General features: G+C 64.8%; 15 protein-coding genes. 11 read left to right on the plus strand and 4 right to left on the minus strand.

Features of this window, described 5'->3' with window-relative positions; all coding sequences use genetic code 11:
- Positions 1-98: 98 nt before the first annotated feature.
- Complete coding sequence (locus tag Q5H89_RS15020; protein WP_305020159.1) at positions 99-1,790, minus strand: glycoside hydrolase family 28 protein; 1,692 nt, start codon at positions 1,788-1,790, stop codon at positions 99-101.
- A 377-nt stretch (positions 1,791-2,167) separates the two neighbouring features.
- On the opposite strand from Q5H89_RS15020, the gene Q5H89_RS15025 reads away from it, so the two are divergent.
- From Q5H89_RS15025 to Q5H89_RS15045, 5 genes are all read left to right on the plus strand, one after another.
- Entirely contained in the window at positions 2,168-2,992 is an 825-nt protein-coding gene (locus Q5H89_RS15025; protein ID WP_305020160.1) for a phosphatase PAP2 family protein, read from the plus strand.
- Between the two features lie 147 nt (positions 2,993-3,139).
- Positions 3,140-4,153 carry a YncE family protein gene (locus Q5H89_RS15030; RefSeq protein ID WP_305020161.1) on the plus strand — a complete coding sequence of 338 codons (1,014 nt, stop codon included), beginning with the start codon at positions 3,140-3,142 and terminating at the stop codon, positions 4,151-4,153.
- A 148-nt stretch (positions 4,154-4,301) separates the two neighbouring features.
- Positions 4,302-4,979 carry a response regulator transcription factor gene (locus Q5H89_RS15035; RefSeq protein WP_305020162.1) on the plus strand — a complete coding sequence of 226 codons (678 nt, stop codon included), beginning with the start codon at positions 4,302-4,304 and terminating at the stop codon, positions 4,977-4,979.
- Between the two features lie 97 nt (positions 4,980-5,076).
- Complete coding sequence (locus Q5H89_RS15040) at positions 5,077-6,396, plus strand: sensor histidine kinase (RefSeq protein WP_305020163.1); 1,320 nt, start codon at positions 5,077-5,079, stop codon at positions 6,394-6,396.
- Positions 6,397-6,442: 46 nt separating this feature from the next.
- Positions 6,443-7,159, plus strand: a complete 717-nt coding sequence (locus Q5H89_RS15045; protein WP_305020164.1) for a carbonic anhydrase — start codon at positions 6,443-6,445, stop codon at positions 7,157-7,159.
- A 44-nt stretch (positions 7,160-7,203) separates the two neighbouring features.
- Here the strand turns inward: Q5H89_RS15045 and Q5H89_RS15050 are convergent, their stop codons facing one another.
- Positions 7,204-8,367 carry an acyltransferase family protein gene (locus Q5H89_RS15050; RefSeq protein WP_305020165.1) on the minus strand — a complete coding sequence of 388 codons (1,164 nt, stop codon included), beginning with the start codon at positions 8,365-8,367 and terminating at the stop codon, positions 7,204-7,206.
- Positions 8,368-8,436: 69 nt separating this feature from the next.
- Between Q5H89_RS15050 and Q5H89_RS15055 the strand changes: the two genes are divergently transcribed.
- The 6 genes from Q5H89_RS15055 (at position 8,437) to Q5H89_RS15080 (ending at position 17,044) form a co-directional block, all read left to right on the plus strand.
- Complete coding sequence (locus tag Q5H89_RS15055) at positions 8,437-9,345, plus strand: DUF3078 domain-containing protein (protein WP_305020167.1); 909 nt, start codon at positions 8,437-8,439, stop codon at positions 9,343-9,345.
- 54 nt (positions 9,346-9,399) lie between these two features.
- Positions 9,400-11,406 carry a TonB-dependent receptor plug domain-containing protein gene (locus Q5H89_RS15060; RefSeq protein ID WP_305020168.1) on the plus strand — a complete coding sequence of 669 codons (2,007 nt, stop codon included), beginning with the start codon at positions 9,400-9,402 and terminating at the stop codon, positions 11,404-11,406.
- Positions 11,407-11,467: 61 nt separating this feature from the next.
- Positions 11,468-11,797 (plus strand): hypothetical protein, encoded by a 330-nt coding sequence (locus tag Q5H89_RS15065; protein ID WP_305020169.1) that lies wholly within the window; start codon positions 11,468-11,470, stop codon positions 11,795-11,797.
- Positions 11,798-11,848: 51 nt separating this feature from the next.
- A complete protein-coding gene (locus tag Q5H89_RS15070; RefSeq protein ID WP_305020170.1) occupies positions 11,849-12,787 on the plus strand; it encodes an EamA family transporter in 939 nt (312 codons plus the stop codon).
- A gap of 611 nt (positions 12,788-13,398) precedes the next feature.
- On the plus strand, positions 13,399-14,358 hold the full coding sequence (locus tag Q5H89_RS15075) for a formylglycine-generating enzyme family protein (protein WP_305020171.1): 960 nt from the start codon (positions 13,399-13,401) through the stop codon (positions 14,356-14,358).
- A 109-nt stretch (positions 14,359-14,467) separates the two neighbouring features.
- A complete protein-coding gene (locus tag Q5H89_RS15080; RefSeq protein ID WP_305020172.1) occupies positions 14,468-17,044 on the plus strand; it encodes a type IA DNA topoisomerase in 2,577 nt (858 codons plus the stop codon).
- A 41-nt stretch (positions 17,045-17,085) separates the two neighbouring features.
- Here Q5H89_RS15080 and Q5H89_RS15085 read toward each other — a convergent pair whose 3' ends face one another.
- A complete protein-coding gene (locus Q5H89_RS15085; RefSeq protein WP_305020173.1) occupies positions 17,086-18,978 on the minus strand; it encodes a prolipoprotein diacylglyceryl transferase family protein in 1,893 nt (630 codons plus the stop codon).
- Positions 18,979-19,210: 232 nt separating this feature from the next.
- Positions 19,211-20,659: a toxin-antitoxin system YwqK family antitoxin gene (locus Q5H89_RS15090; protein ID WP_305020174.1), complete on the minus strand. Its 1,449-nt coding sequence runs from the start codon at positions 20,657-20,659 to the stop codon at positions 19,211-19,213.
- Positions 20,660-20,865: the final 206 nt, after the last annotated feature.

The raw sequence follows: 20,865 nt of genomic DNA on the forward strand, positions 1-20,865 counted from the left end.
CCGTTGGCATCGTTGAATGATTACCCCTGGCAACAAGGAAAGATTGCCGCGCTCCGCGTTGCTGCGTTCGCCATGACAGACGGGGATTTAATAGTTGGTTACTTCGCCGCCACCTGCACCACCTTTTTACCTACCTTATCGCCTAGCTCCAGGCCTTTTTTGGCGAGCTTGGTATTGGTGTTGGTAAGGCGGATGTCCTGGCTGCGGTCGCCGCTCACGCGCAGCAGCAGGTCGGCGCCGCTGGCGTATTTGATGCCATCAAGGCTGATATTCCGGCTGTTCTGCACTTCCAGCACCGGCCTGGTTTCGGTGGTGAGCAGCGTCACGTTTTTGAGGCGAATATTTTCGGCTTCCTGGCACAGCATCCCTTTCTGGCTCTCAATCACCACGTTTTCGAGACTGATATCCTTGATGCTCATCTCGGGCAGGCCGCGCACCAGGATGCCGGTTTCGGCGCCCTTGCAGGTCACGTTTTTGATGTAGAAGTGCTGGAACTGCGGCGTGCCCTCGCCCAGCGGCTGGGCCGCGATAACGGGCGGCGCCGCCGACTCGCCGGCCTGCGGCACGGGGTCTTTGGCGGCGTAGTACATATCGAAGAGGATAGCCTGGCCGGCAATGTCGGTCATGGTGATGCCATCGACCCAGATATTTTCGACCATGCCACCGCGCCCGCGCGCCGTTTTGAAGCGCAGGCCCACGTCGGTGCCCTGGAAAGTGCAGTTGCGCACCACCAGGTTGCGCACGCCGCCCGACATTTCGGAGCCAATCACGAAGCCGCCGTGGGCACTGTACACCTTGCAGTTCTGGATGAGGAAATTCTCGGTGGGTACGCCGCGGCGGCGGCCTTCCTCGTCGCGCCCGCTCTTGATGCACAGGCCGTCGTCGCCCACGCTAAACACGCAGTCGTCGAGCACGCCGTTGCGGCACGATTCTACGTCGATGGCGTCGGTGTTCTGGCCGTACCAGGGGTTGCGGGCCGTCACGCGGCGCACCGTAATATCCTGGCACAGCAGCGGGTGAATGGTCCAGGCCGGCGAATTCTGAATGGTGAAGCCTTCGAGCAGAATCTGCTTGCAGTCGGTCAGGCTCAGCATATTAGGCCGCAGGAAATCACGAATATCGTCGAAGTCGCCGGGGTTCAGGCTCTTGCGCGGCGTGCCGGCCGCGGCCAGCATATTGCCTTTGAGCGAGCTGGCCGAGGGGTACCACGAGTCCTTCTTCTCATTGAGCACGCCGCCCGAGGCCAGCAGCTTTTTCCACTCGCCCTCGTTGAGCTTGCTTTTCTTAACGGGCCGCCAGCTGTCGCCGGCCCCGTCGAAGGTGCCGTTGCCGGTGATGGCAATGTTGGCTAGCCCCACGCCCGAAATCGGCGCCTGGCTGCGGATGGCTTCCTCGCCTTCCCAGGTGGTTTTGATGAGCGGGTACTGCAAGTGGTCGGTCGTGAACTGCACCAGCGCGCCGGTGGCCAGGTGCAGGTTCACGTTGTTTTGCAGCACGATGGGCCCCGTGAGCCACAGGCCGGCGGGTACCAGCACCGTGCCGCCGCCTGCCTGCGTGCAGGCCATAATGGCCTGCTGAAACGCCTGCGTGTTCAGCGTCTGGCCATCGGCCACGGCCCCGTACTTCTGAATAGTAAAGGTGTCGGCCTTGAAGCGCACCTGGCGCACGGCGGGCAGCGTGGGCGGGGCCGGCTGGCTGGGGGCCGGGCGGCCGCTCTGGCCGTGGCTGGGGGCAGCCTGCCAGGCCGCCAGGGCCAGCAGCAGGCCGGGCAACAATGCAAAACGGGTCATATTAGCTACAATAAGCGGCGGGTGGGAGCGCGCAGCAGCCGGGCCACTGCTGGGCAATAAACAGCGTGAGAAAAAGCCAGCCACCTGCGCAAGCCAGGCTTCGGCAGCGGAATACTAGGCCCGCTGGCGGGCATCTGCAAGCGCAGCCCCCGATTTATTTGCGCTATCGTTGCCGGCAACGTTGCCGCCCGGCTGCGCGAGGACACTGGCTGCCTGGTGCCACGAGCGGCCGGGCCCGGTGCTACCGGCCAGGGTAGAAAGTCAGAATCTCGCTAGAATAGGCCGCTAGGTTTGTCGGCCGCCGCAAAAAACGGCCGGGCAGCAGCAAAAAGCGGCTGGTTCGCGTAGAGCGCATTTCATTACCTTACTGTTACCCCATGCGCTCATTTTTCTCTGCTTCCCGCGCCGTGCTGCTAGGCCTGCTGCTGAGCAGCACGACGCCCGTGCTGGCCCAGGTGCCCCTCAACCCCGCTGCTACCCCTGCTCCCGCCGACACCACCCACAAATACGAAAACCCAGCCGGCGTGCCGGCGTCAGTCAAGCAGCCTTTTTTCAAGAGCAAACTGTTTAAGGCCGTGGCTATTCCGGCGGTGCTCATTGGCTACGGGGCCTATACGTTTAACGGCGGCGGCTTTTATACCAATCAGGAGGCGCAGCGCGACATTCACCGCATCTTCCCGTCGTCGCAAACGCGCGTGGCCGACCTCCTCATCTTCGTGCCTTACCTCGAGCTGGGGGCGGTGGCGCTGGCGGGCGTCGAGGGCCGCAACGACCGCATTAACACCCTGCTCATCATTGCCAAAAGTGAGGCCATTATGCTGGGCAGCACCTTCCTGGTGAAGGCCGTGAGCCACGAGGAGCGGCCCGATGGCTCGGATAACCTCTCGTTTCCGTCGGGCCACACGGCGCAGGCGTTTCTGGCGGCCAGCATCGTGCACACCGAGTTCAGAGACAAAAGCCAGTGGTACGGCATCGGGGCCTACACGGTGGCTACCAGCGTGGCCGTGCTGCGCATGGTGGTGGATAAGCACTGGCAGAGCGATGTAGTGGCCGGTGCGGGCTTCGGCATCTTGTCGGCCCACCTGGGCTACCTCACGCACCGCAATCGCTGGGGCCGCAAGTCCATCGGCCGCGACATTGGCGTGATGCCCACTTACTACGGCAACACGCCCGGCCTGTGCCTCACGTGGCGCCCCCGCTAGGCTAGCCCGGCTGGCCGGAAAGGCGGCGCCTTTTCTTAAGAGTTGGTAAAGTTTGGCCCTTCGGCGGCAGCAAACCCAGCGGGGTGCTTTCGTTAGCCGTTGTAGGGCAGACAAGAAATATACCAACTGCCGTTTCCCGGCCCAGCCATGAAAACCCTGCTGCCCCTGCTGCTGAGCGCCAGCCTCTGCCAGGCCCAAACGCCCGCCCCGCCTGCCTACCAGGTGGCCGCTACCTGGCCGGTAAGCGGCCAGGGGGGCTGGGACTACCTCAGCGCCGACCCGGTGGGCCAGCGCCTCTACGTAGCGCACGGCACCCAGGTAGAGGTGCTCGACCTGGCCACCGGCCGGCTGGTGGGCACCATTGCCGACACGCCGGGCGTGCATGGCGTGCTGGTGGTGCCCGCGCTGGGCAAAGGGTTTATTACGTGCGGTCGCAACGATGCCGTCCGGGTTTTTGACCCCAAAACCCTGCAAGTGACGGCCACCGTGCCCACCGGCACCAAGCCCGCTGCCCTGCTCTACGACCCAGCCAGCGGCCGGCTCTTCGTTTTCAACAACGGCACTACCACGGCCACGGTGCTCGAAGCGGCTACTGCCAGGGTAGTGGGCACCGCCGAGCTGGGCGGCGCCCCCGAAACCGGCGTAAGCGACGGCAAGGGCACCATCTTCGTTAACCTCGCAGACCGCAGCGAGGTGGTGGCCTTCGATGCCAAAACCCTGGCCGTGAAGCACCGCTGGCCGCTAGCCCCCGGCGAAAACCCCAGCGGCCTGGCCCTCGACCCGGTGCACCACCGCCTGTTTAGCGTGTGCGCCAACGGGCAGCTGCTCGTGCTCAGCGCCGAAAACGGCGAGAAGCTGGCCGAGCTGCCCATCGGCGGCGGGGCCGACGGGGTGGTGTTTGACCCGGGGCGGCAGGTGGCGCTCATTTCCAACGGCAGCGGTAGCCTTACGGTGGTGCGGGAGGAAAGCCCGGGTACCTTTCGCGTGGTGCAAACCCTGGCCACGGCGCGCGGTGCCCGCACCATCAGCCTCGACCCCCGCACGCACCGCGCCTTTTTGCCTGCCGCCGAGCTGGGCCCGGCCCCGGCGGCCGTAGCCGGCGGCAGCCGGCCCCGGCCTAGTATCGTGCCGGGCACGTTTCGGATTCTGGTGGTAAAATAGCGGCTGCCCGGCAGCAAGCCAGGCAAGCTAAAGGGCCCGCTGCCTGGCCGGGCAAAGATGAAAATTGTATGAGGAAATTCTGAGTCTCCCGATTTACTTCAGAATCATCGCCTTCTTTCGTGTGCTGAACTACCCACCCACCTTAGCCATGAAAATACTGCTAGTCGAAGACGAGCCGGCCCTGCGCTCTACCCTCATCGAAGCCCTGCGCCAGGGCGGCTACGTGGTAGAGGTAGCCGCTGATTATGCCCAAGCCTACGATAAAATAAAGGTGTACCGCTACGACTGCGTGCTGCTCGACCTGACGCTGCCCGACGGCAACGGCCTCGACCTGCTGCGGGCCCTCAAGGCCGACAGCTCGCCGGCGGGTGTGCTCGTGATTTCGGCCCGCGATAGCCTCGACGACCGCGTGGCCGGCCTCGACCTGGGCGCCGACGACTACCTGGTGAAGCCTTTTCACCTCTCGGAGCTGAATGCCCGGCTGCGGGCCATCATCCGCCGGCGGCGATTTCAAGGGCACAACCACTTGATATTTCGCGACCTGGTAGTGTGGCCCGACCAGGCCGAGGTGCTGGTGCACGGCGAGCAGCTAGCCCTCACGCGCAAGGAATACGACCTGCTGCTGTACCTGCTGGCCAACCCCGGCCGCGTGCTCACCAAGGAGGCCATTGCCGAGCACCTGTGCGGCGATTCGGTAGATGCCGCCGACTCGTTTGACTTCATCTATACCCACCTCAAAAACCTGCGCAAGAAGCTACAGGAAAAGGGCGCCGAAAACTACATCCGCACCATGTACGGCGTGGGCTACAAGCTGAGCGCGGAGTAGGTGAGAAGTTGAGCAATGCGGGCAATGCGCATACGGTCATCCTAACTTCATCGCTCCTAGTACTCAAATTACGCAACCTTACTCCCCTCATTAAGGCATGAAGCTGCTGGCCGCCACCAACCGCTACTATGTGCTGCTGAGCGCCGGGCTGTTTGCGGCGGGCAGCCTGGTGCTGTACGTGAGCGTGGACCACGCCGTGCGCAACGAGGTGGGCGAGCAGCTGCAAAACGACCGGCTGGAGGTAGAAGCCCACGTGGCGAGCGGCCGGGCCCTGCCCGAGCCCCTCTACCGGCAGCAGTACAGCCTGAGCACGCGCCCCCGGCCGCTGGGCTTTTCCGACACGGTGCTGCTAGACCCCACCGAGGGCTCGCTGGTGCCGCACCGGCAGCTCACGTTTCGGGTAGCGGGCGCCGGGCAGGCCCCGGCCTGGGTTACGCTGCGCAAGTCGCTGGTGGAAACCGACGAGCTGCTGGGGGCCGTGGCGGGCAGCATGCTGGTGGTGCTGGCGCTGCTGCTAGGCGGCATCGTGGGGCTGCACCGCTACTTGTCGGGGCGGCTGTGGGCGCCGTTTCGGCGCACCCTGGAGGCGCTGCGCAACTACGACTTGCAGCAGCACCGGGCGCTGGCCCTGCCCACTTCGCGCATCGAGGAGTTTGCCGAGCTAAACCAGGCGCTCACGCACCTCAGCCGCCGCCTGGTGGCTGATTATGAGAACTTACGCGAGTTTACGGCCAACGCCGCCCACGAAACCCAGACGCCGCTGGCCATTATGCAGGCCCAGCTGGAGCAGCTGCTGCAAGTGCCCACCCTGGCCGCCGATGCTGCCGCCGCGCCGCTGCTGGCCGACCTCTACGGGGCTACCCGGCGGCTCTCGCGCCTGCACCAGGCGCTGGGCCTGCTCAGCCGCATCGAAAACGGGCAGTTCACCCAGGCCGTGCCCCTCGACCTGGCCGCCCTGCTGCGCGAAAAAGCCGAGCAGCTAGCCCCCTTGCTCGAAGCCCGGGGCCTGGCCCTGCACCTGCACCTGGGGGCTAGCCCCCCGCGCCAGCTGCACCCGGGCCTGGCCGATTCGCTGCTGCACAACCTGCTGCACAACGCCATCCGGCACAACGTGCCGGGCGGCGAGGTGGTGGTGCGCCTCGCAGCCAATGAGCTGGAAGTGAGCAACCCGGGCCCTGTGGTGAGCGGCGACCCCAGCCGGTTTTTTGAGCGCTTTCGCAAGCACAACGCCGCCTCCGAGTCGCCGGGCCTGGGCCTGAGCATTGTGCAGCACATCTGCGCCTACTACGGCTTCGGGCTGCGCTACGGCTTTGACCCGGCCGGGGCGCGGCACACGCTGCGCGTTAGCTTTGGGCCCGCGGACAAGGGCGCGGCCGGGGGCAAAGTTTTGACCCCTGTTGCGGCCCGCGCCGTATAAGGCTGGGCGCAGTACTGCGCTTGCCGTTGCTTAATTTTATTGCATTATGCCTGGTATTCAGGATATTCTGGCCAATAACCGCCAGTGGGTGGCGACCAAAAACGCCGAAGACCCCGAGTTTTTCAAGCGCCTGGCCGACGGCCAGAAGCCGCGCTACCTGTTCATCGGCTGCTCCGACTCGCGGGTGCCAGCCTCGGGCATCACGGGCACGGGCCCAGGCGAGATGTTTGTGCACCGCAACATTGCCAACATGGTGGTGCACACCGACATGAACCTGCTGAGCGTGCTGCAATACGCCGTGGAAGTGCTAGGGGTGCAGGACATTCTGGTAGTGGGCCACTACGGCTGCGGCGGCGTGGCGGCGGCCGCGGCCAACAAGCAGTATGGCCTCATCGACAACTGGCTGGTGAATATTCGCGACGTGGTGCGCCTGCACGAAACCGAGCTGCTGCGCATCTCGGACGAGAAGCAGCGCCTGCGCCGCCTCGTCGAGCTTAACGTGGCGGAGCAGGTGCAGAACCTGGCCAAGACCAACATCATCCAGAACGCCCTGCGCGGCGACAACCCGCCCCGCCTGCACGGCCTCGTGTATGACATCGCCGACGGCGTGCTCAAGGACCTCGATGTGCACGGCCTGGAGATAGTGGAGGAGCTGGAGCACATCTACGCCACCGAGGCAGTGCACGAAAAGGACAACGACGCCAACTCCTACGAAGGCCCGAAGGAAGACCCGGCCGAAGAAGCCGCCGGCCACCAGGCTTAACGTAAAACGTTGCGGTACACGGTTGAAGCCGCGCCCTGGCTGGCCTACGCTGGCTGCGGCGCGGCTTTTGCGCGCCCGGCCGGGCGCGCCAGCAGCCAGCGGTGCAGGGGCTTTTCGACCAGGCGGTAGCCTAGCTCGGACAGCAGCACGGTGGCCGCAAACTGCGCCAGAATGTGCCGGCCCCAGCCAAAGTGCTGCTGCCACCAGATGCTGAACGGGCTGACGTGCAGCAGGTAAAAGAAATACGAGCTGCGCCCCAGCGCCTGCGCCAGCCGGCTGGCCAGCACGCGCTGCAGCCAAGTGCTTTCGGCCAGTAGGCCGGCCAGCAGCAGCGCCACGCCGGCCGGAAACAGCAGGATGTTGAGGGCTGTGGCCGCCGGGTAGCGCAGGCCGTCGTAGGTGTCGATGGGCGAGCGCAGGGCGGCTAGCCCCGCCACGGCCAGCGCCATGACCAGGGTGCCGGCCAGGGTGAGCCACAGGCCGCGCCCGGCCGGGGCCGCCGGCCGGCCGGCCCACCAGCGCGCCAGCCCCACGCCCATTACAAACTCCAGCACCCGCCCAAAAAAGGTAAAGTTGAACAAGTGGTGGTAGGAGCCAAACAAGCCGTGCAGCTCGGGCCGCCCGGCGCACAAGGCCGTGAGCAGCAGGCCGCTGCCCACCACTGCCGCCACAAAGCCCGCCGCCCCGGCCCAGCCGCGCCGCTGCCAGGCCAGCAGCAGCAGCGGCGCCGACAGGTAAAAGCATTCCTCCACCGTGAGCGACCAGCCCTGCGGCAGGCCCACAAACTTGAGGGTATTGGAAAAGCCCCGCAACATGCTTTGGCTGAGCGCAATCAGAAACAGGCTGCTGCCCGCCTGCCCCGGCGGCAGGGGCCAGTAAATGCGGGCCAGCGCCCAGCCATTCAGCAAAAAATACACCGGGTAGATGCGCGCCACCCGCCGCCACAGGTAGCGCCCCCACCACGCCCGCGTGTGCGGCTGGCTGCCCGGGTAGCGCGTGGCAATAACAAAGCCGCTGAGCACGAAGAACATGCCCACCCCCACGTAGCCCTGTCCCGTGAGGCGCACCAGCCAGTCGGGCTGCCCCACAAAGCGGAAGTGCAGAAAAAAAACCAAATATGCCGCCACCGCCCGCAGGCCCGTGAGGGCCGGGTAGTAGGGCGGGCGGGCCGGCGGCGCCGGCGCCGCGGCTAGGGTAGAAACGGCCATGCGACCGCAAAATAAGCCGGCCCCGGCCGGGCTCAGTATTTTTGCCGGCTCCCCTTACTGCTTTGCCCGATGAAAAAACTGTGTACTCTTGCGCTGGGGCTGCTAGGCCCCGGTGGGGCGCTGGCCCAGGCGGCGCCCCCGGCCGCGGCGCTCGCCGACACCTCGTACTGGCGCACCAGCCTCAAGGCGGGCGTGAACCTGAACGAGGCGGTAGTGTCGGACAACTGGAAGGGCGGCGGGGCTACCTCGCTGGGCCTGAGTACCTTGTTTAATGGCCAGGCACACTACCTGCGCGGCCCGCAGAGCTGGGACAACGAGGCCGACTTTCTCTACGCCGGGCAGTACACCCGGGGCCAGGGCTACCGCAAAACCAACGACCGCCTCTGGCTCGATACCAAGTATGGCCATCAGCTGTCGGCCAAGTGGAACGCCTTTGTGTCGCTGAACATGCTCTCGCAGTTTGCGCCCGGCTACGACTATTCGGGCGAGGTGCCGCGCTTGGTGTCGAGCTTTCTGGCCCCGGCCTACGTCACCAATGCGTATGGGTTTGAGTACCGGCCCACCTCGCGCTTCACGCTGCGGCTCTCGCCGTTTGCCCCGCGCCTCACCATCGTGCGCGGCCTGGCCCGCTTCCAAACGTTGCCCACCGATGTGGTGTACGGCGTAGACCCCGGCCACACCGCGCGCTGGGAAATCCTGGCCGCCCAGGTGCTGGCCAGCCTCGACCAGCCGCTGGGCCCCAATGCCAACCTGAAAGCGCGCTACCTGCTCTTCACCAACTACGGCGCTTTTCGGCTGCGTGAAATCAACCATCGCCTCGACCTCACGCTCACGGCCAAGGTGTATGGGCTGCTGAGCGTCAACTTTCAAAGCACCGTGCTTTACCAATACGACCAGGATGCGGGCCTGCAATTCAGCCAGGGGCTGGGCCTGGGTTTGCTGCTGACGCGCCAAAAGCCGGTGGTGGTGGCCAAGTAGTGCCGGGCGGCGGGCTAGGGCCGGCGTAGCTTTGCGGGGCCATTTGCTTGCTTTATGCCCCGATTTCTACCTGCTGCCGTCCTTTTTTCTACCGCGCTGCTAGCCCGGCCGGGCGCCGCCCAGGCCCAGCGCCCGGCTAGCCCCGCCGATACCGCCCGCCAGCGCCAGCTGGGCGAAGTAACCGTGTACGCCACCCGCCTAAGCCAACTGGCGGGCCAGAGCGGCCGCTACGTAACGGTGGTGCCCGGCAGCGCCCTCAGCCGCTACCCGGTGGCCTCGCTCGACGACCTGCTGCGCCTGCTGCCCGCTCTGGAGGTGCAGAGCCGCGGCAACTTTGGCACCCAGGCCGACATTACGCTGCGCGGCTCGACCTTCAACCAGGTGCTGATTTTGCTGGATGGCATGCGGCTGAACGACCCGCTGACGGGCCATTTTGCCGGCTACTTCCCCATTGCGCCCACCGAGATTGAGCAGATTGAGGTGGTGCGCGGCCCCGGCGCGGCCCTCTACGGCCCCGATGCCGTGGGCGGCTTCATCAACATCGTGACCAAGACCTTCGCCGCCACCCACCGGCCCGATGGCGCCGAGCTGGCCGGCACTTTCCTGGCCGGCGAGTATGGCCTGAAAAGCACCAACGCCGGCTTTTATGGCCAGGATAAGGGCCTGCGGCTGGCGGGCGGTATTCTCAACAACACGGCCAGCGGCCAGCTGCTCGACCTGCCCGGCGGCGGGCGCAACGACTTCAAGCTGAACACTTACTCGCTGTCGGGCGCGTACCAGATTAGCGACAAGCTCAGCGCCGCCGCCCGCGCCAGCTTCGACCGCCGCGACTACAACGCCCAGAATTTTTACACCACCGCCACCGGCGACCGCGCCCGCGAAACCACCAGCCGCGATTGGTACCAGGGCCAGTTGCGCTACGAGTGGAACGAGCGCGCCCGCACCGAGCTGCAAATAGTGGGCACGGCCAGCACCGACCTCTACCTCTACACGCCGACCTCGGTGGCCAGCGACCACCTCATGCACTACCTCAACGTGCAGGGCCAGCACCAGCTGCAACTCTCTGACCATGTGCGCCTCTCGCTGGGTGGCCAGGCCGACCGCCGCGCCGTGCAAAGCAACGACCGCGGCGACCACGCCGTGTGGCACACCGGGGCCTTTGCCGTGGCGGCGCTAGCCCCGGCGGCGGGCCTCAACCTCACGGCCGCCCTGCGCGTGGACCACGACCAGAGCTACGGCACCGAAGTGGTGCCGCAGCTCAACGCCAGCCAACAGGTGGGCGAGCGGCTGACCGTGCGCGGCGCCGTGGGCCGGGGCATTCGGGCGCCCAATTTCACCGAGCAGTACAACTCGGCCATTCGGCCGGGCACGGTGCCGAGCGGCTTTAACGTAGGCAACCCGGGGCTGAGCGCCGAGCGCACCATCAACTACGAGGGCGGGCTCGACTACCAGCCGCTGGCCGCCCTCACGCTGCGCGGCACGTACTTCAACCGCTACGGCCGCAACCTTATTGACTACGTGAGCCAGCCCGGCAGCCAGGTTATTGAGGGCAGCGGCTTCACCAACCTCAACCCGGCCGCCACCTACCGCTTTGCCCAAAACCTGTTTGCGGTGCGTACCCAGGGCATCGAAACCGAGGTGACTACCCGCGCCCAGCTAGCCCCCGGCCTGCGCCTCGATGGCAGCGTGGGCTACACCTGGGTCAGCCTCAACACCGAGGGCGACGTGCAGTCGCAGTACCTCTCCAACGTGGCGCGCCACTTGGTGTCGGGCAACGTGAGCCTTACGCACCGGCGCTTCACGCTGGCCTTCGGCGGCCTGTATAAGGTGCGCGCCGGGCAGAGCACCACCGTCACGACCACCAACGGCCAGCTCGCGGCCACCCTCACCCCGAGCTACGCCGTCTTCAACGCCCGCCTCGACCTGGCCCTGGTGCCCGAGCGCGTGTGGCTGGTGGGCCAGGCCCAAAACCTTTTCAACGCCCAATACTCCGACCTGCTGGGGGCCCCGATGCCCACCCGCTGGCTCATGGCCGGCGTGCGCGTGGCGCTGCGGAAGTAGGCGCGGCTAGGGTGGGTAAACAACAAGTGGTGCGATGCTGAAGAAAGTCGGCCTTTTTCTCTTGGCGGCGCTCCTTGTGCTATTTGTGCCTTTTGGGCCGGGGCACAACACCACGCTGAAGGTGCGCTACGCTCACTATGCCTGCCAGCCGTGCAGCCTGGGCTTTGCGTATAGCGTGGCCCAGGTGTACCGGCCCACGGATGAGTATCTGCTGCGCCAGGCCGTGGTGCTTTACTACCGGCGCGGCTATTTCGTCGAGTATTCGGGGCACAAGCTCGAAGATATTGATAAGCTGACGCGGGTGCTGTGCCGCGTGCGGGGCCGCAGCCTGTTTGACCAGCTCACGGATGCCCCCTACGCGGCGGACGTTTACAAATGGACTTATCGCTAGGAGCCGGGTCAAAAAATTAGCGTCACCCGCGCCCGCCCGCTCGGAGAAAAAATGAGGATGAGTAAAGTAACTGCTTCTGATTCCAAGCCGCCGCTGTGGCTGCTTGTGGCTGCCTTCGCGGCCGTATACCTGCTGTGGGGCTCCACGTACCTGGCCATCAAGTACGCCATCGTGACCATGCCGCCCTTGCTGATGGCGGGCGCCCGGTTTGTGGTGGCGGGCAGCATGTTGGCCCTGGCGGGCCGCGCCTCGGCCGGCTACGAGCGGCCCACCTGGGCGCAGTGGCGCACGAGCTTGGTAGTGGGAGCGCTGCTGCTGGTGGGCGGCAACGGCATGGTGGTGCTAGCCGAGCGCAACCTGCCCAGCAGCCTGGCCGCGCTGCTGGTAGCGAGCGAGCCCTTTTGGGTGGTGCTGCTGGGCTGGTGGTGGCTGGGGCAGGCGCGGCCCAGCGGGCGCGTGGTGCTGGGGCTGCTGCTGGGCTTCGGGGGCGTATATCTATTGGTAGGCGAGCAGCTTACGGCCGGCGCCGGGGCTAGCCGCGCGCAGCTGGGCGGCGTGGGGCTGGTGCTGCTGGCGGCGTTTAGCTGGGCGGCGGGCTCCATCTACGGGCTGCGCTCGCCGGTGCCCAAGTCGGCGGTGCTGGCCTCGGGCATGCAAATGCTGGCCGGCGGCACGCTGCTGCTGCTGCTGGGCACGGCCACCGGCGAGTGGCGGGGGCTGAAGCCGGGCAGCTTTGGGCTGGCGGCGTGGCTGGGTTGGGGCTACCTGGTGGTGTTTGGCTCGCTGGTAGCCTTCACAGCCTACAGCTGGCTGCTGAAGCACGCCCCACCGGCGCGGGTGGCCACGTATGCCTACGTCAACCCCGTAGTGGCGGTGCTGCTGGGCTGGGCCATGCTGGGCGAAAAGCTGACGCCCCAGATGCTGGTGGGCGCGGCCGTTATCGTGGGCTCGGTGGTGCTCATCACCTCGCAGCAAAAGCGAGTAGGCTAGCTGCCGAGGCGTCGGCTAGCCCACTCGCAGGTATAATGTTGGTCGGGACAGACTCTAGCAGGAGAAAATACGTACTATTAATGAATGATTTTCAGTAATTTATATTGGAAATAATCTGACTTTAGCCGGTTCGATTCGTATTAGGTAGCGCAAAAAAGGACGGCGTACTTCGCCCCATCATTCTTTCTGCGCTATGAAACCCTTTCTATTCCTCGCGGGCCTGCTGCTGGCCGCCGGCCCAGCCAGCGCTCAAACTGCACCCGTGGCCGGCTGCGCCGCGCAGCCGGCCACGGGTGCAGTTTGAGCGCTGGCGGCGTGTTTGTGCTGGCCGTAGCCTAGGCCTAAGGAAGTACGAATCTTACGATGGTGCCGCACTAAGATTAATTGGCTTCACGCCAGTACTTATTGGGGCGCTAATTGCCAAGCCGCTGTTCTATAGCCAGTACAGCCGCCGCCACGAGCGCTAAGCCATGGCCGCCTGGCAGGCACACCGCCTACCACACCGGCTAGCCGACAAGCTACGGCCCAACTATTTCGTGGAATAGGCCGTCGGGGCACCCCGCTGGCCGCGTAGTTTTGGTGGCATGAAGCACTACTTTTTCTATTGGCTGGTGCTGCTGGGCGGCCTGCTCCCCCGCACCGGCCGCGCTCAGAGCGACTACCAAAAGCTAGCCCGACTGGTGAGCCCGCCGGGCACGGTGCCCATCGGTGACAGCCTGTGGCTGGATGAGACTGAGATAACGAACATTCATTGGGCCGAGTACCTGCACTTTCTGCAAAAAGACTCTAGTGCGGCCCTTTACCGCTCGCAGCAGCCCAACCCTGCCGACGTGCAGTATTGCATGAAGCCAAACTGGGACGGAGACGAATTTTCTATGGCTGCGTTGCGCTCAACCTACCCAAGTGTTACCTACCTGCCAATAGTCGGCATTACATATGCGCAAGCCATTCATTACTGCCAGTGGCGCACGGCTGCAGTCAATCGCATACTGCACTCGGAAGACTATTTGAGCAAGCACGCCAGGCTGCGAAACTACGATTTTCGGGTAGTATACCGGCTGCCTACTATACAAGAATGGGAATTAGCTGCGGCCGGTGGCCTCGACCTGGCTAAGCACCCGCTGGGTGTAGTGCACCCGGCAGTGCACGGCAGCCGCCAGTACCGCGAGCAACTTTGCAAGCCGAAAGAGGCTGCTGCCTGCCTGGCTGCCGCAAAGCTGCCGGGGCAGCAAGCCAGCGCCATACTAAGAATGGAATTCACCGTGCAGGAAAATGTGTATTTTGAGGCTACCGGGCAGCCCTTCTTTTGTCCTGGTCAGTGGTGGAACACAGGTAATCCTAAGCAGTTGATACCAGATTTTGTATTTGAGCACTCGCCTAATAAGTATGGCTTATTCAATATGATTGGTAACGTGGCTGAATTGACTGCTAAGCGTGGCATAGCCAAAGGTGGTTCCTTCAAACAGTCGATAAAGGAGTGCGCTGTGCAAGCCAACTTCTCCTACACTCAGCCGCAGCCGTGGCTGGGCTTCCGCTGTGCCTGTACGGTGCACATCACCCCCAAGCCCTAGCGCCAGCTACCCATACAAACGCCCTCCCGACCTTTTCCCTGCGTATTTTTGTCTATAAGCGTAGCCAGCCCGCGCAGCGGGCGTATCCGCGAAATCTGTTAAATCTGCGATGAAGGTGTGTCTTGCCGAAAAGCCCAGCGTGGCCCGCGAAATTGCCCAGGTTATCGGGGCCGACCGGCGCCTGGACGGCTACTACGAGGGCAACGGCTACCAGGTCACCTGGACGTTTGGCCACTTCTGCCAGCTCAAGGAGCCCGACGACTACCGCCCCGAGTGGAAGCGCTGGAGCCTCCACGACCTGCCCATGATACCCGAGCAGTTCGGCATCAAGCTTATGCGCCGCGACGACGGGGTGGTGAAGCAGTTCAACACCATTAAGCGCCTGCTCGACGCGGCCACCGAGGTCATCAACTGCGGCGACGCCGGGCAGGAGGGCGAGGTTATTCAGCGCTGGGTTATTCACGAAGCCAAGTGCCGCAAGCCGGTGAAGCGCTTGTGGATTTCGTCGCTCACCGAAGAAGCTATCCGCCAGGGCTTTCAGAACCTGCGCGACGGCAAGGAGTTCGACAGCCTCTACCAGGCCGGGCGCAGCCGGGCCGTGGGCGACTGGCTGCTGGGCCTGAACGCCACGCGCCTCTTCACCCTCAAATACACCACCTACCAGGATAAGCAGCTGCTGAGCATCGGGCGGGTGCAAACGCCCACGCTAGCCCTACTCGTGGCCCGCCACCACGAAATTGCCAACTTCAAGCCCGAGCCCTACTGGGTGCTGAAGACCGAATACCGCAACACCACCTTCACGCGCATCAACACCGAGGCCGAGCAAAAGGAAGCCCAGGATGCCCCCGACGAGCAGAGCCGCCTGCGCGCGCTAGGCTACTTCGTGAAGGAAGACGAGGCCAACCAGGCCCTGGCCACGGTGAAGCCTGCGCCGCTTACGGTCACCAATGTGGAGATTAAGAAGGGCCGCGAATCACCACCGCGCCTCTTCGACCTCACGGCGCTGCAAGTGCAGTGCAACAACCAGCTAGGCCTCTCGGCCGAGGATACCCTCAAGATTGTGCAGGCCCTCTACGAGAAGAAAGCCGTGAGCTACCCGCGCGTGGACACCACATTTTTGCCCGACGACGTGTACCCCAAAATTCCGGGTATTTTGAAGGGAATTGGCTACGCCAACCTCACCGGGCCGCTGCTGGAAAAGAAGATTCCGAAAACGCCTAAGGTATTCAACAACAACAAGGTAACTGACCACCACGCCATTATCCCGACTGGTAGCGGCGGGCCGGGCGGTGGCATGGAAAACAGCGTGTATGACATCATCGTGCGCCGCTTCATCGCCGCCTTTTACCCCGACTGCGAGGTGAGCAACACCACCGTGCTGGCCGAGGCGGCGGGCTTCCTCTTCCGGGTGCGCGGCCGCCAGATTCTGAGTCCCGGCTGGCGCGTGGTCTACGGCGACCCTAGCCAGCAGGCGGCGCCCAAGCCCGCTGCCCCGGCCGGCGCCGGTAGTGACAAGGCGGCCACTGGCGCCGAAGACAACGACGACGTGGTGAGCACCGTGCTGCCGAGCTTCGTGAAGGGCGAAAGCGGCCCGCATCAGCCGCGGCTGGAAAGCAAGATGACCCAGCCGCCCAAGGACTACACCGAGGCCAGCCTGCTGCGCGGCATGGAAACGGCCGGCCGCAACATCGACGACGACGAGCTGCGCCTGGCCATGAAGGAAAACGGCATTGGCCGCCCCAGTACCCGCGCCGCCATCATCGAAACGCTGTTTAAGCGCAACTATGTGCGCCGCGATAAAAAGCGCCTGCTGCCCACGCCCACCGGCGTCGAACTGATTGGCTTGATTGCTAATCCGACCCTGAAATCGGCGGAGCTTACCGGCCAGTGGGAGAAAAAGCTGCGCCAGATTGAGCGCAACGAACTACCGTCTGACCAGTTTCTGGACGAGCTAAAAGGCCTGGTGCGCGAGATGGTGCAGGAAGTAAAAACCGACCGTAGCGGCCGGGCCGTCACCTCGACCTCGGCCATGAGCGCCGCGCCCGCGGCCACCGCTAGCCCGCCAAAAGCCAACGGCCAGCCGGCTGCTACCAACGGCGCCAAGGCTAGCGGGCCGCCCGCCACGGCCGGCCTCGGCACGTGCCCGGCCTGCAAAACCGGCCACATTTTGCGGGGCAAAACGGCGTTTGGCTGCGCGCGCTTTCGGGAGGGCTGCCAGTTTCGGCTGCCGGCCGAGATTCTGGGCAAAAAGCTGACCGATTCGCAGGTTCAACGCCTGTTTGCCAAGGGCCGCACGCAGCTCATCAAAGGCTTTATAACGGGCGCGGGCGAGAAGCTCGACGGCGCGCTGGTGCTCGACGCCAACCTGACGCCCGAGCTGGTGCCCGCCGCCGAAAGCAAGCCCACCACCGCCACCGACCCCGGCCAGATTCCGTGCCCGGTGTGCAAGCTCGGCACCATGCTGAAAGGCAGTAGCGCCTTCGGTTGCTCGCGCTTTCGGGAAGACTGTCAGTTTCGGGTGCCCTTCGAGTGGGGCGGCAAGAAGCTGACTGACACGCAGCTACGCCAGCTGCTGCGCCGCGGCGAAACAGGCGTTATCAAGGGCTTCCTCTCGGCCAAAACCGGCAAGAAGTACGACGCTGCGCTGAAGGTAGAGGAAGGGCGCGTGGTGCCGGTGTTTGGCTAGTGCGCCTGTGGCCTGCCAATGCCACAGGCGCGCTGGCCGGGCTAGCGGCCCAGCTGGTAGTGCAGCTTCAGGCTGAAGATGTTGTGGCGGTCGAAGTCGGTGGCGAAGTAGGGCTCCAGGCTGAGGGCGCCCAGGCCGGTGCTGGCGGGCAGGCGCAGGTTGGCGCTAGCGAAGGCCAGGTTGGGGCTAGGGTAGTGGGCCGAGTTAGCGTAGCCCACCAGCAGCTGGCTGCCGTGCAGCTGCCCCAGCCCCGAGCCCAGCGCCAGGCGGGTGGTGTAAGCGCCGAGGGCGTTTTCGGCGCCGTAGCCAACGTCGCCCTGCAAGTACGCCACGCGCGGGAAGCCCACGCGCAGCATTCCCTCGGGGGCAAACGTATTGTTATCCCGTGAGTGAGTATCGGTATAATAGCTGTAGTGACCTAGCGAGCCCGCGTGCAGCCCCAGCCGGTAGGCCACTGCAAAGCCGATGTTGGGAATTTGCCGCTCCTGCTCCACGTAAAAGTGCACGTCGGCCAGGTTATAGCTGAGGGTCGTGTCGGCATGAACGGTAAAAGGAGCATTGTAGGCTGGCAAGTGTACGCCTATATGCTGCGTTCCCAGCCAGATGCCCGCGCCAACAGTAGTCTGCACAGCCGCGTTGGTGCGGGTGTAGGCCGCCTCGCCGCCCCCTGCCCGCACCTGCTGGTACGTGTTGTAGCGAGTGCTGCCCCCGCAGCTGCCGGGATTGTTGGCATACGTTTCGTCGGCATCGTGGTAATTGCCCAGCAGGCCCCCGCTCAGGGTGAAGTGCGACGTAGCGGCTTGGTCTGGGGCGGGCGGGTTTTGCTGCGGCGCCGGCGCCTGGGCGGTGGCTAGCAGCAGCCCGGCGCCCAACAGCGCGGCCAGCGGCACACCCGCCAGGCGCGGCAAAGCCCAGCTTAGGCGCGGCAGCCAGGTGCGGGCCTCGGCCAGTAGCACGAGCAGCAGCAGCAGTTGCAGCGTCAGTACCTCAGAAGCCGCGAGCAGGCCACTGCCGAAATGTGCCGTCAGCCCCAGCAAGCCCAGCGCCACCAGCGCCGAGTGGATGGCTGGCACTGGCACTAAGTACGGGCTAGCGGCCACCGCCCGGCGGCGCACCAGCCAGGCCCAGCCACCGAGCAGGGCCAGCCCTTCGAGCAGCAACAGCCACTGAATTTTTAGCAGCGAAAAGCCAGCCACGGCCAGCGAGGCACTCAGCAGTGGCTCGCCGGCCGGGTCGCGCCAAAACTCAATGCCCAGGCGCCCCAGGCACAATAAGCTCATGGCCAACAAGTAGCGGCTACCGCCTGGCCAGCTGGCCGCCCGATGGCGCAGCGCGTGTAGCCCCAGGCCCACGCCGCCGCACAGTAGCAATTGGTAGAGCTGGGTGGGCACCACCGGCAGCGCGTGGGCCGCGCCAGCGGGCAGCAGCCCCTGCGCCTGCTGCGCCAAATAGGGCAGGGTGCCCGGCCCAAAGCTTACCCCCAGGGTGCCCGGCGCGGCTACTTCGCCCCAGCAGCAGCCCACCAGCGCGCAGCCCACGCACTGCACGGCCAGGGCCCAGCACAGCGGCCCGGCAAAGGCATCGAGTACCGCCCAGCCCCGGAAGCCTAGCGCCCGCCGCAACACCAGCACGACCAGCAGGCTGGCCGCCGCGCCGCCCACCACCGAGCGCGGCCCGTGGGCCAGGGCGTGCGCCACAGCCGCATCGCCCCGCAGCCAGGCCAGCCATTCACCCGTGGGTAAAAATACCAGTTGGCAGCCCAGCATCAGGGCCAGGGTGGCGGCGGCCACCAGGGGCAGCCACTGCCGCCAGGGGTAGCCGCGCCGGTAGCCCTGGCCCAGCAACAGCCCCACAAATAGCCCAAAGGCTGCCAGCTGGGCTAGCTGATAATAGTAGGCGCCGTGCGCGACGGGTGGCAGGTAAAGCTGGGGCATGAAGCTAGGGGCTAGGGCGCCGCCACAGTGGCCAGCGCGCCAGCTAAGCTAGCGAAGCAGGACAAGCCCGCGCCCGGCTATTTTGCCTCGCAAAGGACGCCGCGCAGCAGGGCATGAAACCAATAAAAGTCAGGTTATCAGCCGAAAGCAGGGCTGATAACCTGACTTTTAACCCCCTGGAATTTAGCTCCTGCTGCGCCTCGTTGCGCCCGGGCACAAGCCAGCGCCTAGGCTACTTTTTCTTCGGCACGTAGGGCTTGCCGTTGAGCTTGGCGCGGGTGCCGGTGCCCTGGGGGCGGCCGTCGCGGTAGGTTACCTGGCGCTCGATGCTGTGGCCGTCGGCCTTGTAGTACGTCCACTCGCCGCTCTGCTTGCCGTTCTTATACTGGCCCTTCACGGCCGGGCTACCGTCGTCGTGAAACTCCTGGAAGTCGCCGGCTAGCAAGCCTTTCAGGTAGTTGGCCTCCTTGCGCGCCTGGCCGCTAGGGTAGTACTCCTGGCCTAGCCCGGTTTGCAGGCCGTTGATATCAAACGCCTGGCGAATCTGCACCTTGCCCGTATCAAAATACGTGAGGCGCTCGCCCGTGAGTTTGCCATTGGGGCCGTAGGCCTCAACCTGGCGCGGGGTTTTGCCATCGGGGTAAAACTCGCGCCAGGTGCCGGCGGGGCGGTTGTTTTTGTACTGCTCCTCGGCCTGGCGGGGCTGGCCGGCGGCGTCGTAGTAGCGCGTCACTTTGCGGTCGCGGCCCTGGGCGGCGTAGTCGGTTTCCTCCTTCAGCTGGCCGTTTTCGAAGTACACCACGGCGTGGCCGGTGGGCACGCCCAGGCGGTAGGTAGTCTTGCCCCGCACCTTGCCGCTTTCATAGTACGAGGTAGCCGGGCCATCGAGGGCCGCCGTGCCGGTGCGCGGGGCCACGCGCTTGGTGAGGTCGTCGCCGAGCTTGTTGGTCACCTGGCGCTCGCGCACGGCGGCCGGGGCATAGGTGCCCTCCGTCTGGAGCTGGCCGGTGGGGTAGTACGCGCGGTAGCTGCCCTTGCCGGTTTGCTCGTTCATCACCGTCTCGCTTTCGAGCTGGCCGGTTTCGTAATACGTTTTGTAAGAGCTGGCCAGCAGGCCGTTGCGCAGCGTGCCCTCGCTCTGCACCTTGCCGCTAGGGTAGAAAAATTTCACTGGCCCGTTGGGCTGGCCGTTGGCGTAGGTGACCTCGGCGGCGGCCTGGCCGCTGGCATACAGCTCGCGCACGGCGCCGTTGGGCTGGCCCTTCACCAGGGTGGTTTGCAGCTTTATTTCGCCGGTGGGGAAGTAGGTCGTGAGCGGCCCGTCGGGCTCATCCTCCACAAACGTGCCCACCTGGGCCACCTTGCCATCGGCGTAGTAGGTTTTGAACGGGCCCTGGCGCACGCCGGCCACGTAGGTAGCCTCCAGCCGCCGCCCCCGGTTGGCGTGAAACTCCACGTACACCGAGTCGCGCTTGCCATCGGTGTAGCGCGTCTGGGCTTCGAGGCGGCCGTTGGGATAGAAGCGTTTGTAGGGGCCATTCATCACCGTATCCTGGCCCACGAGAGCCCGGAAAATCTCGTGCGGATGAATCTTGGTCGAGTCGAAATAAATCGTAACGCGCTGCGAGCGTTGAGCTTGGCTAGCCAGCGGCAGCAGTAGTAAAAGCAACAGGTATCGCATAGGGAGGTACAACGCCGACCGCGTCTTTTTTAGCGCAAAGGCCCGCCAGGATGAAAAAGTTTGGCTAGCGCCTTACTTCGGTTTGCAAGGTTCGTACCTAAAACGACATCCTCTGCTGAGAAAAAACGTCATGCTGCCCAACGTGCAGCATCGTGCTCGCAACGTTAGAATTTGTAATCCTAGCAGTGCGGGCACGTTGCTGCACG

This window comes from Hymenobacter cheonanensis, from assembly GCF_030581075.1.
Classification (GTDB): domain Bacteria; phylum Bacteroidota; class Bacteroidia; order Cytophagales; family Hymenobacteraceae; genus Hymenobacter.